This is a genomic window from Sneathiella sp. (assembly GCF_047631475.1).
Classification (GTDB): domain Bacteria; phylum Pseudomonadota; class Alphaproteobacteria; order Sneathiellales; family Sneathiellaceae; genus Sneathiella.
Genome location: NZ_JBLHZT010000005.1, coordinates 123,756 through 138,461, shown reverse-complemented (window position 1 = coordinate 138,461; position 14,706 = coordinate 123,756). Strand labels below are relative to the sequence as shown.

Sequence of the window (14,706 nt, the reverse complement as noted above, 5' to 3'; positions counted from 1 at the left end):
CTCTTTAATAACAAAAACAAAATGGCCTGCGGCTGAGACCACGATTGACTGCTCTGGAACCATCACAGCATTTTTCTGTAGCCCCGTTTGAAGACGGACGGACAAAAACATACCCGGCTTCAATAATCCGTCTTTATTGAGAAGAAGACCCCGAACCTGGACGGCCCGGGTAACCGGATCAACACGTGTCGAAATAATCTGGACCTTGCCATCAAATAACCGATCAGCATATGCCACGCTGATGGCTTGAAAATCCTGCCCTTCGCGAATATGAGCCAGATAACTTTCAGGCAGATTGAAATCCAGTTTCAAACTCGAAACGTCATCAAGGGTCGTGATTACGTCACCCGGCCGAACCAGAGATCCAGCACTCACCTGACGAAAACCAAGCTTTCCTGAGAAAGGTGCTTTCACCTCATAATCATTAAGGCGCGCCTTGTTGGCGGCAACCTTTGCTTCGGCAATTTGCAATTCAGATAACAATAAATCCACCCGGGCTTTAGGGGAATTGCCACTTTTAAAAAGTTTTAGGGTCCGCTCGTATAATTTTCGGCTGTTGATCAGTTCTGCCTGTGATTCGGCAAGCTCCGCTTTAGGCTCAGTCGCATCCAGCGTAAAAAGGACGGTTCCCTTTTCAACAAAGCTGCCCTCTTCAAATTGAAGGCTCAAGATCTTTGCCGTTACTTTTGACGTAATATCAACCGCTTCCAGCGCCTTAAGGCTGCCAACAGCTGAAATCGTTCTCTGAAGATCCCGCACCTGAACAGGTTCAGCAATAACGGAAACGGCGCGCGCCTTACGCCGGGGCGACTTTTCGCCTGCCTGTTCTGAAGCACCGATAAAAGGCAGTTCATCTTTATAATGCCAGGCACCAAAGCCCACAGCGAGTAACAGGACCAGAATTATTATTTGATTAATTATTTTCATAACTTAGTTCTAACGCCGTTTCATAACAATTCCGTCTATTTTGACCGACAAAATTTGAAATCAATAGAGAAATCTGACAAAAGTGAACGATCATTTTTATAGCATACGTTCAGGAAGGCCCATGGCGACACATCTTTTCACGCACCGTGACTGCCTCTTTCATGACGCAGGACCCGGACATCCAGAAAAAGCCGACCGGTTAAGAATGGTCTTAAACCGTCTTGAGGGAGAAGCATTTAGCGGCCTTGTCGAACACAATGCCTCAAAAGCATCTCGCAAGATACTCGAACTTGCCCATACTGATAAATATCTGGACAGCATCGACGCGAGTGTCCCCAAATCAGGTATTGTCCAACTGGACCCGGATACTTTTATGTCTCCGGGATCAAAAGACGCTGCACTTCGGGCGGTTGGCGCCGTCTGCGATGCGGTTGATCTTGTTCTGACAGAAAAAAAAACCAACGCCTTTTGCGCAATAAGGCCCCCCGGCCATCATGCCGAACCAGATGTTGCCATGGGGTTCTGCCTTTATAGCAATGTGGCCATCGGCGCGCTGTATGCCCGCGAAAAATTTGGGCTACAGAAAATAGCGGTTGTCGATTTTGATGTTCACCATGGCAACGGTACTCAGGCAGTTTTTGAAAGCGAAGAGAACCTTCTTTATATTTCTACACATCAGGAAGCCCCCTTTTATCCCGGCACGGGTCATGCTTCCGAGAAAGGGAAGGGAAACATTTTGAATATTCCCTTGCCTTCTGGGGCAGGATCAGGTGAATTCAAAAAGGCAATGACTGAACAGGTTTTCCCTGCCTTAAAGGCTTTCGGGCCAGAGCTTATCTTCATTTCCGCGGGCTTCGATGCCCATGTTAAAGATGAGAGAGCCAATATGAACCTGACCGAAGCAGACTATGACTGGGTTTCAAAGCATCTCGTAGAAATTGCCGCCCAATGCTGCGACGGTCGCCTTATCTCGGTTCTAGAAGGGGGTTATGACCTTGTTGCATTGGCAGACTGCGCAGAAATCCACGTGAAAGCGTTGCTAGAGGCGTAAGGGAAGAGTATAAGGGCGCAAAAGGAGACAGAATGGCAGATACGGCGAAGATTCCAGACGATATTGCAGGGCTTAGCTTTGAAGCAGCCTTGAAGGAATTAGAACAAATTGTGGAAAAGCTTGATTCAGGAAATGTCGATCTGGATCAATCGATCGAGATTTACACACGCGGGTCTTTGCTGAAACAGCATTGTGATGACAAATTACGTTCTGCACAGGAAAGAGTGGATAAAATTGTCAGCCAAAATGGCAACCTCTCAACCCAGCCGGCGAATGTCGAATAGTCGTACATTATTAGCATAGCCAGAACGAAGAGTAACCGTATGGAAGATCAATTTGCCAAGGCGCTGCGTCAAACTGCAGCCTTGATGGACACGAAACTGGATCAACTCCTCCCCGTCAATAAAGGGTTGGAGAGGGATCTCCATGAGGCAATGCGGTACGCTGTTCTGGCGGGCGGGAAAAGACTGCGCGCGTTTCTGGTCATCCAAAGTGCCGATCTTTTTGATGTCTCTCGTGATTATTCTGTTCGGGTTGCTGCGGCGCTTGAAATTCTGCATACCTACTCTCTCATACATGACGATTTGCCGTGCATGGATGATGATGACCTGCGCCGCGGGCTTCCAACGGTACACAAAAAATTTGATGAAACACTGGCAGTTCTGGCGGGGGACGCCCTGCAGGCTTTAGCGTTTGAAATTCTAGCCCATCCGGAGACCCATCCATCTGGCAGTGTCCGCGCCTCGCTCGTTCACAGACTTGCTCTCGCTTCAGGCGGCCATGGCATGGTTGGAGGACAGACCATGGATATTTATGCGGACCCTGAAGAAATATCGCTCAGCACCATTACGCGTTTGCAGCAGCTAAAAACGGGGGCCTTAATCCAGTATTCCTGTGAAGCGGGCGCTATTTTGGGACATGCTGCCCCGGCTCAGATTACAGCCCTTAAAGCCTATGCACATGATCTGGGTCTGGCTTTCCAGATTGCAGATGATATTCTTGATGCAGAAGGGGAAAGCGATGAGATGGGCAAAGCCACCCGAAAAGACGCGGATGCGGGTAAAGCCACATTTGTTTCCTTGATGGGCCTTGAAAAAGCTAAAATTCACGCGAAGATGCTTGCGGATCAGGCTATCAGCCATTTGTCCCTTTTTAATAGCAATGCTGACTTACTTCGAGACGCTGCGATTTTCACCGTTGAACGCAAAAAATAGGATCGAGTTATATCGTGACTAAAACCTCTATGACGCCCCTTCTGGATCAGGTCAAACACCCTAAAGACATGCGCGGCTTTTCCATGGAAGAGCTTCTTCAACTCGCAGAAGAACTTCGTATGGAAACCATTGACGCTGTTTCGGTGACGGGCGGGCATCTAGGCGCCGGTCTGGGCGTGGTGGAACTAACCGTTGCAATTCATTATGTGTTTAATACACCGGATGACCGGTTGATCTGGGATGTTGGGCACCAGTGTTATCCTCATAAAATACTGACCGGCAGACGGGATCGGATCCGCACGTTGCGTCAGGCGGGTGGCCTGTCCGGCTTCACTAAAAGGTCCGAAAGCCCCTATGACCCGTTTGGTGCCGCCCATTCGTCCACATCCATTTCCGCCGGTCACGGTATGGCGGTCGGGCGGGATTTAAAACATCGCGAAAATAATGTTGTGTCCGTTATCGGTGATGGTTCCATGAGTGCCGGCATGGCCTACGAAGCTATGAACAACGCTGGGGCAATGAACAGCCGGCAGATAGTTATTCTGAATGACAATGATATGTCGATTGCCCCACCGGTTGGAGCAATGAGCGCGTATCTCTCACGGCTCCTGTCAGGGCGTTCCTACCGCAGTTTGCGCGAATTGATGAAGCAGGTCGCGTCTCATCTACCAGATCCGCTGGAAAGAACAGCAAAACGCGCAGAAGAATTTGCCCGTGGGATGGTCACAGGCGGCACGTTATTTGAAGAACTTGGCTTTTATTATGTTGGGCCCATTGACGGGCATAATCTGGAACATCTTATTCCGGTTCTGAAGAATGCACGCGACTCAGAAAATGGCCCCATTCTTATTCATTGTGTAACGCAAAAAGGCAAAGGCTATGCCCCAGCTGAAGCGGCTGCAGACAAATATCATGGTGTCTCCAAATTTGACGTGATCACCGGCGCACAATCGAAAGCAACACCGAACGCCCCCTCCTATACAAAGGTATTTGCCCAAAGCCTTATTCAGGAAGCCGAAGCCGATGACAATATCGTTGCGGTGACCGCCGCAATGCCTGATGGAACTGGCCTTGACCTGTTCGCAGAAGCCTTCCCGGACCGATGCTTTGATGTGGGCATTGCCGAGCAGCACGCTGTAACCTTCGCCGCAGGGATGGCTACGGAAGGGATCAAACCCTTTGTCGCGATCTATTCCACGTTCCTTCAACGAGCCTATGATCAGGTCGTACATGACGTTGCCATTCAAAACCTACCTGTCCGTTTTGCCATCGACAGGGCGGGCTTGGTTGGCGCGGATGGTGCCACGCATGCCGGTTCATTTGATACAACCTATCTGGCGACCTTACCCAATATGGTTGTCATGGCCGCCGCGGATGAAGCGGAACTGAAGCATATGGTGGCCACTGCTGTTGCTTATAATGACGGTCCGATTTCATTCCGCTACCCGCGCGGGGAAGGTGTCGGCGTCGATATGCCTGAAAAAGGTATCCCTTTGGAAATTGGTAAGGGGCGTATACTCAAGCAGGGGAACAAGATTGCGATCCTGTCGTTTGGCACCCGACTGGCAGAAGCCTTGAACGCTGCTGAAACACTGGAAACAAAAGGCCTGTCCACGACTGTTGCGGACGCACGTTTCTGCAAACCACTGGATGAGGACCTGATACGGCAACTTGCCGAAAATCATGACGTTCTCATCACTGTGGAAGAAGGTGCCGTTGGCGGGTTTGGCAGCCATGTCATGCAATTCCTGGCTATGAACGGTTTAATGGATAACGGACTAAAAATTCGACCGATCTGTATGGCGGATCTTTATATTGATCAGGACAAGCCTGAGAAAATGAATGACATTGCCGGTATTAATGCTCGCCAGATTATCGATATCGCCTTAACGGCACTGGATCATAAGACTGACACCAGTTCCACCTCAAACGCCCAGTAATCTTATGAGAGAAGCGGGAAAAAGACTGGATCTGGAGCTTGTAGCCCGTGGTCTTTGCGAAAGCCGGGCAAAAGCTCAGGCGATGATTGCAGACGGACGGGTGACGGTAGAGGGTTTGCCTGCGCGAAAGCCAAATCAAAAAGTCTGGGATTACACACCGATTGACATTGCCGCCGTTGAAATCGAATGGGTCGGTCGCGGTGCACACAAAATTATCGCCGCCATCGACCATTTCTCGCCGGTGATAAAAGACCGTATAGCCGCCGATATTGGGGCTTCAACCGGAGGCTTTACGCAGGTTCTCATTCATAAAGGCGCGGCTAAGGTTTTTGCTGTCGATGTTGGTCATGATCAACTTCACCCCAGCCTGGTCGATCATCCGCAAATCATCAATATGGAAGGCATGAACGCCCGTCATTTGACGACGGACGATATAGCGGACCCTCTTGACTTGGTTGTGACCGATGCCAGCTTCATTTCCTTAAAGAAACTTCTGCCAGCGTCTTTAGGGCTCTGTGCGCCCGGGGCCATGCTATTGGCACTGGTTAAACCGCAATTCGAGGTTGGTAAAGGTAATCTTGGAAAAGGCGGCGTTATTCGAGATATCGAACAGGCAGAAGCGGTGAAAGAAGATATGGAACGCTGGATCAACCAAATGCCTGGCTGGCGATGCCTCGGCTCTATTGACAGTCCGATCACAGGAAGTGATGGCAATCATGAATATCTGATGGGAGCTCAGTTTGATGGATAAGCTGGAACTAACGGTCGATCATATCGGTATGAACGGCGATGGCGTCGCATACCACAACGAGCGACCTTACTATATCCCGTTCACGGCCCGTGGTGACCATATTCTGGCGACGGTTGGCGAAAAGCGCGGCAAAGGTTTTGCCGCTTCCATCGACACAATAGTTTCTCCCTCCCAGGACCGTCAGGAACCAAAATGCCGGCATTTTGGAAGTTGTGGTGGATGCGGTCTGCAACATCTCAAACCAGATGTTCTGGCGGATTGGAAGCAGGAAAAAATCCGGCAATCCCTTCGATCAATCGGCGCGGCAAAGACAACCGTTGATCCGGTTAGAACCAGTCCTGAATATTCTCGCCGGCGGGTCGAGTTTATTGCAGCCAAGCGGAAGAAAGGCGTCATGATTGGCTATCATCTTCGCCGAAGCCATCAGATTTTTGATGTCGGAGAATGTCCGCTGATTACATCGCCGCTTCTCGCGCTCGTGAAACCGTTAAGAACGGTTCTTGCTGAAGTTATGCCCCGCAACAGTCAGGCCCGCTTGACGATCAGCGACACTTTAAATGGTCCTGACTTATTGATCACCGGCCCAATCAGCGCAGATCTTGAAGCACGTGAACGTCTTGCGACATTTGCCCAGACAGCAAAATTGTCAAGAGTCGCCCTGATCAATGAGAGCGACAACATGCTTGAGGTCATTGCCGAACTGAAACCGCCCCTAATCCAGATCGGCAGCGACACTGTCGCCATACCCCCCGGAGGATTTTTACAGGCCACGCAGGAAGGACAAGATGCCCTGATCGAGATGCTGTTGGATGCCCTGCCAAAAGACGCGAAGGTTCTGGATCTCTTTTCTGGATGTGGCAGTTTTTCTCTGCCTGCAGTTCATCAAGCCAAATCCGTACATGCGGTAGAGGGGGACAAGTCTTTGACAGCGGCGCTTCAAACAGCCGCAAACTCAAAAATGCTTCATATTGAAGCAGAATACCGGGATCTGTTCCGGCGGCCGCTCCTACCTGAAGAGTTTGCGCCCTATGATACGGTTATCATTGATCCGCCACGCGCCGGCGCAAAGGCGCAGGTGGAAGAGCTGGCCTTCAGCAACGTAAAGACCATCATCTTCATTTCATGCAATCCGGTCAGCTATGCACGGGATGCTGAAATTCTTCTCGATCGGGGATATATGCTGTCAAATGTAACGCCGATTGACCAATTCCTATGGTCATCCCATGTGGAATTATTCTCGGTATTCACCAAGGCGGAAGCGTTTTAGGATCGTTTGATTGAAAAAGGACGGATCGGGTTATCCTGACAATTGCTGATAGCCGCCCCCCCCACATAGTCGACACCAAGCTTAAACGCCAAACGGGCGACTTCATCCGTTTCGACGTTACGCCACACGGATCTAATCCCTTTTTCTCTTGCCTGTAGAATAAGGTTTTTTATCCAAGGAATGTCATCTTGTTCATTGCTGGAAGCGACAATTGCCCGAACCGGTAAATCAGAAATCGCATGGAAACAATCCCAGTCTTTATCGACCTCCAGTGAAAATCCCAAAACATTTGGTGTGACAGAAGTTAAAATCTGCCGATACCGGCTGTTGGGAATCCCGCGACCGATCCCTTCAATATTCAAAATCAGATGCTGTTTCGTATAATCAGGAAGGCGGTTCATCATATCCTGAAAGTTCTTACGGCAATAAGCGTTTGCCAGTGTCTCCAGACAGATCGATAGAAAGACAATTGGTTTATTGCCCTTGCGCCCCATCTCTCGCATTGCCTGACCGGTTTTTTCCAAGGCCATCAAATCAAGATCTGTTCTTGTTCTCGTGGAACCCGAAAGCATTGGATCAGAATGAGACAAAACGGTGGTATCATCCCCTTTTCTAAGCGCGAAAACCACCTCTGTCGCCGAAATGAATTGTTTAGGATGATTAAGAACAGATCGAAACTGAATGATAAGTTCTTCTTCTACTTCCTTTAACTGTGTCGTTTCCCGTTCACTTGCTTCTGCAATCGCATCTTGAAAATATTCGATAACCTCTTCCAGGTTCTCAAAACTCTCTAGATCCCCGATCAAATCAACATCAAGAACCATTGCTTCGACTGAAATAAGTTCCACGCCCGGCATTTGCCCAAAAAGCAGGTTAATCAGTTCACGGGACAATTCAAGCGCCCGAGCCTGCCCCTCTTCCCGGGTCATATTTGCAAAAATCAATGCAAAGCGTCCTTCAGCCAATTGCACAAACGTATCTTGCTTTCTTAATTTCTTGGTGAAAAATGCATTAATGGCAGTTTCGACACGATGTTCAATTTTTTCCCATCTGCCTTCATACTCTTTTTTAACATCGTCAAGCCCGACAATTTGCAGGCTACTCGCCATCAGAGTGTTTACAACTTCTTCTTTGTTGCGACCAAAAGCTTTAAGAAAATGTGCCATTTCGCCGATTTGGTGATGCTCTACCGGTCCGGTTTGCACAATCGGTTTCGTTGGCGCAGAATCGCTGTCACCCGCCATCATTCCAGCTGATTCTGCTGGTTTATGCTCCTCTGCTTGAGACATCAACGACATTTACCCCAGTATTTCCTTATAAAACTTGGCAAATTTATTCTATTCAATCCTACGATAGTTGGCAGAATACTGTATAAAAATGGTTAATTTTCTTTCCGCCCCAAAAATTTCCAACACTTAAAGAAAAAAGTTTTCGAAAATTAACCTTGCTTCTCAACGCCCTGTTAAGAGGTTTATGCGATGCTCATATTTCAGTTGGATTGTACCAAAACACTTCATTTGAACTGGCAGGTATCGCAATGGCAGTCGTGATTAAGTTAAACGATCACATTTCAGAACGGACCGAAATTTTCGAACCGATGCAAATCGGCGTCCGCCCCTTGTGCAAAAGCGATATTGAAATAGTCGAGACACTTTTCAAAGGAAAAGCCTGCTCCTCATCCTGGTGCGGTTTTTCAGTTCTCCACCAACTGCCAAAGACCCTTATTCCGGCCAGACAATCGAATTATTCACTTGAGCGAGCCTGCATCGCACTGTTCTTGGCAAGCCCGAACAACATACAATTCCTACTTCAAGAAGAGCGCGGCCAATACGAGCGCTTTGACCAATCAGGGACCCTTCTAAAAAGAAACAGCACCATACGTGGTTTGATGCACGAATTTTTCGTCCTTTAACCTCGCAAAGATGCTATCGCCTCGGCCTTGCCTTCAATCTTGTAATCGATATAGTGTGCCCGCACAGTCTACAGCAGGTAATTTTCTTGAACGCAATGTCTCACATCCTTGATACATCGGGCCTTAGTTGTCCGCTCCCGGTATTGAAAGCCAAGAAGAAAATTAAAGAACTTCGATCCGGGGACATATTAACGGTAATTGCGACAGATCCCGCCTCCAGAATAGACATAGACCATTTTTGCCATGTTTCGGGCAACCCGCTTCTTTCGAGCGAAGAAAAAAATGGGGTTTTTACCTACCGAATTGCAGTTTCCTAGCGTTCAGGTGCTTCCTTCGTTCCCCGCCTGAAAAGCCTGCACCTCGCTCGCGGCCTTTTTTGACGCCTCAGATGGCGGGATATAGGCCTCTGGCTGATCAGCTTCAGTCCCCTGATAAATAGACATGGACGGAAAGGCAAATCCAGTGCCCGCACCTTCAACGATCTGTTTAATCGCATGGGCAAAGTCTTGCTTGATATCCAACCATTCCCCCCAATTGGTCGTACGGGTAAAGCAATAGATCATGATGTCGATGCTACTAGAATTGAAACTATCGGTGACCACAAAAAGTGTCGCCTCATCGGGTTGCGCAAAATCACTATTCCCAAGCAAATATTGTTTTATCTGTCCGGTAATTTCCTGCAACTGTGCCACGGATGTTGAATATTCAACGCCAATTTTCCAGTAAATCCGACGGTGGGTCATTTCAGAGAAGTTAGTCACGGCCTTATCAGCAAAAACAGCGTTTGGGACAATTGTCGCAGCTTTGTCAAAACGTCGTATCATGGTTGAGCGAAAACCAATTTTCTCGACCGTTCCTTCGACAACACCGGTCACCAACACCCAGTCACCGACATGAAATCGTTTTTCTGCCAGGATTAAAAATCCGCTGATCAGATTTTTAAAAAGATCCTGCGCACCAAGGGCAACCGCGACGCCAACGAGACCAAAACCGGCAATAATGGGGCCAACTTTAATCCCCCAAAGCTCTAATACTGTCGCCGCACCAATGCTGATGATAATCCCCTTCAACACTTTCAATAGGAAAGAAACCATCTCGGCTGAGAAAACTTCTTCCAGCCGGCCCATAAGAAATGTGAGAGGATTTACCAGACAATATAGACCCCAGAAAAGGTTCACGACAACGAGAGAGCGCACAACATCTTCAGCAAAAAGATCGATGCCATCTTTTTCTGCAAGTCCGCTGATTTCAATTGCGAAATAAACGCCAATAACGACCGGCACGAACCGAATGGGTCCTTCCAGCGCCTCTACGATATGGTCATCAAGCTTGTTTTTGGTTTTGCCGGTAAACCGGACCAATCGGTTAATGATGATGCGTGTGAAAATGCCTCTTAACCCCAACGCAACAAGAAGTATTCCGAGTGCAGGTATTAAAGCGTTCAGATCCAATCCCAAATAACCGGATGTCCAAACGTCTTTAACGATATCCCAGAATTTCAATAAGCTTTCCTGCACGAACTTTCCCCTTTTCACATAACTAAGGGTCTTATTTCGGTCCCCCTTCCGAAAGTGTCAAGCGCGTAGAGAGAAATCGAGGTAAGAATTTAGAAATATTTATCTAATATTATTTCCTTTTTATACAACAATTCATTTTTATGAGATTTTCAATATGTCATTAGACAAAGCCAAACACCTATTGAGTTCGATTTTACCGTCCTTCTCTAGAAAAACGCTTTTCTGGACGCCGAGAAAGATACTGGTGGTCCTTGCTGTGACAATGTCTGCAGCTCTCATGTTCGGACAAATTAAAGTCTCTGATAATTTCATGCTTTTTTCATTAGATGTTTTCCGCAACAACTCAGCCGAAACCCTTAAGCATCTTGTGAATGACCGGATCAGGCTACAGTATTCGGAAAAGTTAAGCCCTCATGTTGGGGACTGGTCCCGTTTCAGTCTTTTGGTAAAAGCTGTTAAAGAAAAAAATGAGAAAACGATGACCGCCGCTGTTACCAATTTTCATGATGATAAAGTCTTCCGAAATGGAGAGTTCTTTTTAGTGACGGCAAACGTTTTTGACAAAGACATGAACAGAATAGCCACATCGTCCTTGGGAAATGGAGAAACGCTCACCAAAGACACGGCCATACTGGAACAGTTGCAGGCTCGCGAAAAGGCTGACCAAAGGCAGCAATTCTCATATTACTGGCGCTCTGAACAGGGGCTACCCGTTCACAGTGTAATCGCACCAATTGGTGGCTTTCGAATTGCCGGATTTATTGAAATCGTTACAAATCCGCTGATGCATCTCAAGGGATTGGCTGAATATCTAGATGGTGATCTGGTTTATAGAAGTGTGAACGGTAATCTGCTGTTAGAGGACAATTTCCGAAATTTTACGTCCTCATCCAATCCTGAGGCTTTACCGCAATCAAATGAACAACCTTCACAAGAGGCCACAGCGGAGACAGCAACAAAGACTGTCGTCGAAACGTCAGAAACAGCAGAGGAAGAGACTGTCAGATCACAGGACGTGCAATTAAACAGCCTTGATATTGATATTCCTGCATCTAACGGAGATGTTTGGGCGGTCGCCACTTTGACGCGGGATGTTAGCCGTTTCGCACAAGAAAGTGAAACCATTCGAAATTCAGCCCTGATCTTTATTTTTGGTGGCGTTGTTATCGCGTGGGCAGTGGGTGCGCTACTTCTCAAGTTTTCACTGTTTGGGAAACTGCAATCCTTCGCCAGAGCACTTGGCCAGATCAGCAAGGGCCGTACCGATATTCCGTTGCCTCGTGTTGGTAAGGATGAATTCAAAGAAATGCTGGATGCTTTAACTGCTTTGCGAAAAAGCGTTGAAGACAGCTTTCAACTCCGCCACATGATTGAGTCAAGCCCTGTAGCGACCGCGCTGGTTGGGATGAAAGGCAGCATCTATTTCGTCAATGCGGCAGGACAAAAACCGGCCTCAGATGATCATGAACCCGAAAAAATCTGGGATGCAATCGGTGTTGAGGCAGAGAAACTGGCACCCATTTCCGACGCCAGCAAGCTACCTCATACTGAAATCATTTCAGTGGGTTCTGAACTCTATGAATTGAGGCTCGCTGCTGTTGAAAACCCGGAAGGAAAACATGTTCGAACCATGGTTTCTTGGGAAAATGTGACGGAACAGGAGACCATCGCAGCCGAGATAAAACAGCAACGCCAGCAAGCCGAAGAGAGGGCAGAAGAAATCAGCCGTCAAAAGCTTAAAGACGAGAAACGATCACAGCAGATCGAAGAGCTTATTCATGAGTTCGACGCCTCCGTAGAAGGCATGATGCAAACAGTTACGAGTTCTGCCGAGAACGTGAAAAACAATTCTCAGAGCATGTGGTCAATGATTCAGGAAACAGTATCCAAATCGGCCCATATGAACGCGAAATCTGCTGAAACATCAGACAATGTCAGTCATGTGGCCAAAAATGCCGAAAACCTGTCTTCAACTGTTGGCAATATGCGCCGAGGGGTAAAACATTCAACCGAAATCAGCCGAAAAGCGGCCGAGCATGCCAGTCAGGCTAACCAGACGATTAACGGCCTGGCGGCAACCGCGACGAAGATCGGCGAGGTTATTTCTTTAATTGAAAATATTGCCAGCCAAACCAATTTGCTTGCGTTAAATGCCACGATTGAAGCGGCCCGCGCGGGTGAAGCAGGAAAAGGTTTTGCGGTGGTTGCCTCGGAAGTTAAAAGCCTTGCAAGCCAAACCGAAAAAGCAACTGAAGAAATCTCAACGCAGATCACAGATATTCAGAATGCCACCAGCTCTACTGTGAAAATGACGGAAGAAATTACCGAGACAATTTCCCTGATCAACCAGTCAATGGATGAAATTGAAACAACACTGGGAGAACAGGTCAACGTCATTGACGAAATCACGGCAACAGTCGATCAGGCGTCCAGTGCGACGCGGGATGTGTCCGTAACCATCGCCGAAGTGGAAGATGGGGCGAACCGATCTGAAGGAGCGGCACAGGAACAGCAAAATTCAGCAGATCATATGTCCAGAGAGATTGGCAATCTGTCGAACACGATCCGGGAGTTCTTGAATAAAATCCGGGCAGCCTAGGCTGCCCCGGATTGCCTCCGCACCTGTTATTCGTTAGGCCGAGACGATGTTAAGAAACTGATCGACATCATCAGTCGTTGTATTCCAGGACGTTACAAGGCGCACTTTTGCCTGATCCCGCGTGCCCATCACGTAGAACAGAAATCCTGCCTGTTCCAATTGACTGACAAGTTCCTCTGTCAGATGGACAAAAACGATATTTCCTTCAACCGGAAATTCGGGCTGAAAAGAAGTCATTTTTATAAGTCCCTCCGCCAAACGTCGAGCCATTGCGTTCGCCTGTGACGCCAGCTTTAACCAAAGCTGGTTCTCAAGATAGGCTTCCAGTTGGGCGGACAGATACCGTTGCTTCGAAAAGAGGTGCGCCCCTCTTTTCCGTCGAAATTCGAACTCGACGGCTTTTTCCATATCAAAGAAGATAACCGCCTCAACCGACATGGCACCATTTTTGGTTCCGCCAAAAGACAAAACATCAACGCCTGCCTTCCACGTAACATCAGCAGGGTGACAATTAAGGGATGCAATCGCGTTGGCAAAACGGGCACCATCCATGTGAAGCCCAAGGCCGTGCTCTTTGGCAATATTTCCAATTTTTGACACCTCTTCAGGCGTATAGACGGTGCCACTTTCGGTTATCTGGGTCAGACTGATTGCCGCTGGTTGCACGTGATGTACAACGCCTTTGCCTGCTGAAAGCAAAGCATTTGAAAGTGTGTCCGGATAAATTTTTCCATTATCCCCGTCCAACAGGGCAAGTTTGGCACCGCCTGAATAAAACTCCGGCGCGCCGCATTCATCCTCCTGAATATGTGAACCACTGTGACAGTAGATAGACCCGTAAGGCGGCGTCATCGTCGCCAGCCCCAGGACATTCGCCGCAGTTCCCGTCGCGACAGGATAGGCCTTCAAATCACACCCGAACAAGGTTCTGAAAGCGTCTTCCATACGGCGGGTCGTGTCATCATTACCATAGCCTAATCGAGGCCCATTATTTTCGGTCGCAAGCGCGGCCATAAGTTCTGGGCAAACGGGAGCCGCATTATCACTTGCGAAATTAATGTTCATTCCTTTTGTCCTTCTAAGCTCTGCTATTTTACGACCCGTAACGTGATCGGGCGAAACCCCTGACCCTCTGGCTCCGGTTCAAAAGCGTTCAGGGTCTCGATCCCTTCCTTACAGGAAGAAGCAATCAACCAGATCAGGGATGGCTCGTAAATCATGCGTTCATCCGTTTTGGAAGGACGTGCGTCACCCTCCGGATGGGTATGAAACACACCAAGCAAGCACTGATCGGTTTTCCTGACCTCTTTTTCAACGGCAATCCGCTTTGCAGGCTCCACCTCAAAATACCGAAATGGATCAGCCGCAATATTTTTTGACACCACCACAGACGAAACACGTGCGCTGCCCTCTCCAGACTTTTCACCAACCAGCAATGCACAGGCTTCTTCTGGAAAGCAGTCGGCGGCGTGAGAAGATAGCAGGTCATAATCTGAGGCAGAAAGTCTGATTTCCATTTGATCCTGTC

At 48.3% G+C, this 14,706-nt stretch carries 13 protein-coding genes; 8 read left to right on the top strand and 5 right to left on the bottom strand.

The annotated features are described in order from the left end of the window. On the bottom strand, window positions 1-927 hold a 927-nt coding region (locus tag ACJAYR_RS03670), incomplete at its 3' end, for an efflux RND transporter periplasmic adaptor subunit (RefSeq protein ID WP_415235333.1). Window positions 928-1,048: 121 nt separating this feature from the next. On the opposite strand from ACJAYR_RS03670, the gene ACJAYR_RS03665 reads away from it, so the two are divergent. The 6 genes from ACJAYR_RS03665 to ACJAYR_RS03640 are packed head-to-tail and all read left to right on the top strand — an operon-like array spanning window position 1,049 to window position 7,150. Beyond that, window positions 1,049-1,978, top strand: a complete 930-nt coding sequence (locus ACJAYR_RS03665) for a histone deacetylase family protein (RefSeq protein ID WP_415235332.1) — start codon at window positions 1,049-1,051, stop codon at window positions 1,976-1,978. Window positions 1,979-2,010: 32 nt separating this feature from the next. Then, window positions 2,011-2,262: an exodeoxyribonuclease VII small subunit gene (locus ACJAYR_RS03660; protein WP_415235331.1), complete on the top strand. Its 252-nt coding sequence runs from the start codon at window positions 2,011-2,013 to the stop codon at window positions 2,260-2,262. 39 nt (window positions 2,263-2,301) lie between these two features. Then, the gene (locus ACJAYR_RS03655) at window positions 2,302-3,192 is read left to right on the top strand and encodes a polyprenyl synthetase family protein (protein WP_415235330.1); all 891 of its coding nucleotides are present in this window, start codon (window positions 2,302-2,304) and stop codon (window positions 3,190-3,192) included. Between the two features lie 29 nt (window positions 3,193-3,221). Then, a complete protein-coding gene (gene dxs, locus ACJAYR_RS03650; protein ID WP_415235339.1) occupies window positions 3,222-5,132 on the top strand; it encodes a 1-deoxy-D-xylulose-5-phosphate synthase in 1,911 nt (636 codons plus the stop codon). A 4-nt stretch (window positions 5,133-5,136) separates the two neighbouring features. Further along, a complete protein-coding gene (locus ACJAYR_RS03645) occupies window positions 5,137-5,883 on the top strand; it encodes a TlyA family RNA methyltransferase (protein WP_415235329.1) in 747 nt (248 codons plus the stop codon). Then, on the top strand, window positions 5,876-7,150 hold the full coding sequence (locus ACJAYR_RS03640; protein ID WP_415235328.1) for a class I SAM-dependent RNA methyltransferase: 1,275 nt from the start codon (window positions 5,876-5,878) through the stop codon (window positions 7,148-7,150). The genes ACJAYR_RS03645 and ACJAYR_RS03640 overlap by 8 nt, the downstream gene beginning before the upstream one ends. Here the strand turns inward: ACJAYR_RS03640 and ACJAYR_RS03635 are convergent. Continuing rightward, a complete protein-coding gene (locus tag ACJAYR_RS03635) occupies window positions 7,147-8,439 on the bottom strand; it encodes an EAL domain-containing protein (RefSeq protein ID WP_415235327.1) in 1,293 nt (430 codons plus the stop codon). The two genes, ACJAYR_RS03640 and ACJAYR_RS03635, sit on opposite strands and share 4 nt — an antisense overlap. A gap of 718 nt (window positions 8,440-9,157) precedes the next feature. Between ACJAYR_RS03635 and ACJAYR_RS03630 the strand changes: the two genes are divergently transcribed. Continuing rightward, window positions 9,158-9,379, top strand: coding sequence for a sulfurtransferase TusA family protein (locus tag ACJAYR_RS03630; RefSeq protein WP_415235338.1), 222 nt, complete (start codon window positions 9,158-9,160; stop codon window positions 9,377-9,379). 3 nt (window positions 9,380-9,382) lie between these two features. Here the strand turns inward: ACJAYR_RS03630 and ACJAYR_RS03625 are convergent, their stop codons facing one another. Further along, the gene (locus tag ACJAYR_RS03625) at window positions 9,383-10,579 is read right to left on the bottom strand and encodes a mechanosensitive ion channel family protein (protein WP_415235326.1); all 1,197 of its coding nucleotides are present in this window, start codon (window positions 10,577-10,579) and stop codon (window positions 9,383-9,385) included. A gap of 310 nt (window positions 10,580-10,889) precedes the next feature. Between ACJAYR_RS03625 and ACJAYR_RS03620 the strand changes: the two genes are divergently transcribed. Then, complete coding sequence (locus ACJAYR_RS03620; RefSeq protein WP_415235325.1) at window positions 10,890-13,178, top strand: methyl-accepting chemotaxis protein; 2,289 nt, start codon at window positions 10,890-10,892, stop codon at window positions 13,176-13,178. Between the two features lie 33 nt (window positions 13,179-13,211). Here ACJAYR_RS03620 and ACJAYR_RS03615 read toward each other — a convergent pair whose 3' ends face one another. After that, window positions 13,212-14,243 carry a threonine aldolase family protein gene (locus ACJAYR_RS03615; RefSeq protein WP_415235324.1) on the bottom strand — a complete coding sequence of 344 codons (1,032 nt, stop codon included), beginning with the start codon at window positions 14,241-14,243 and terminating at the stop codon, window positions 13,212-13,214. A 23-nt stretch (window positions 14,244-14,266) separates the two neighbouring features. Continuing rightward, entirely contained in the window at window positions 14,267-14,695 is a 429-nt protein-coding gene (locus tag ACJAYR_RS03610) for a M67 family metallopeptidase (protein WP_415235323.1), read from the bottom strand. Window positions 14,696-14,706: the final 11 nt, after the last annotated feature.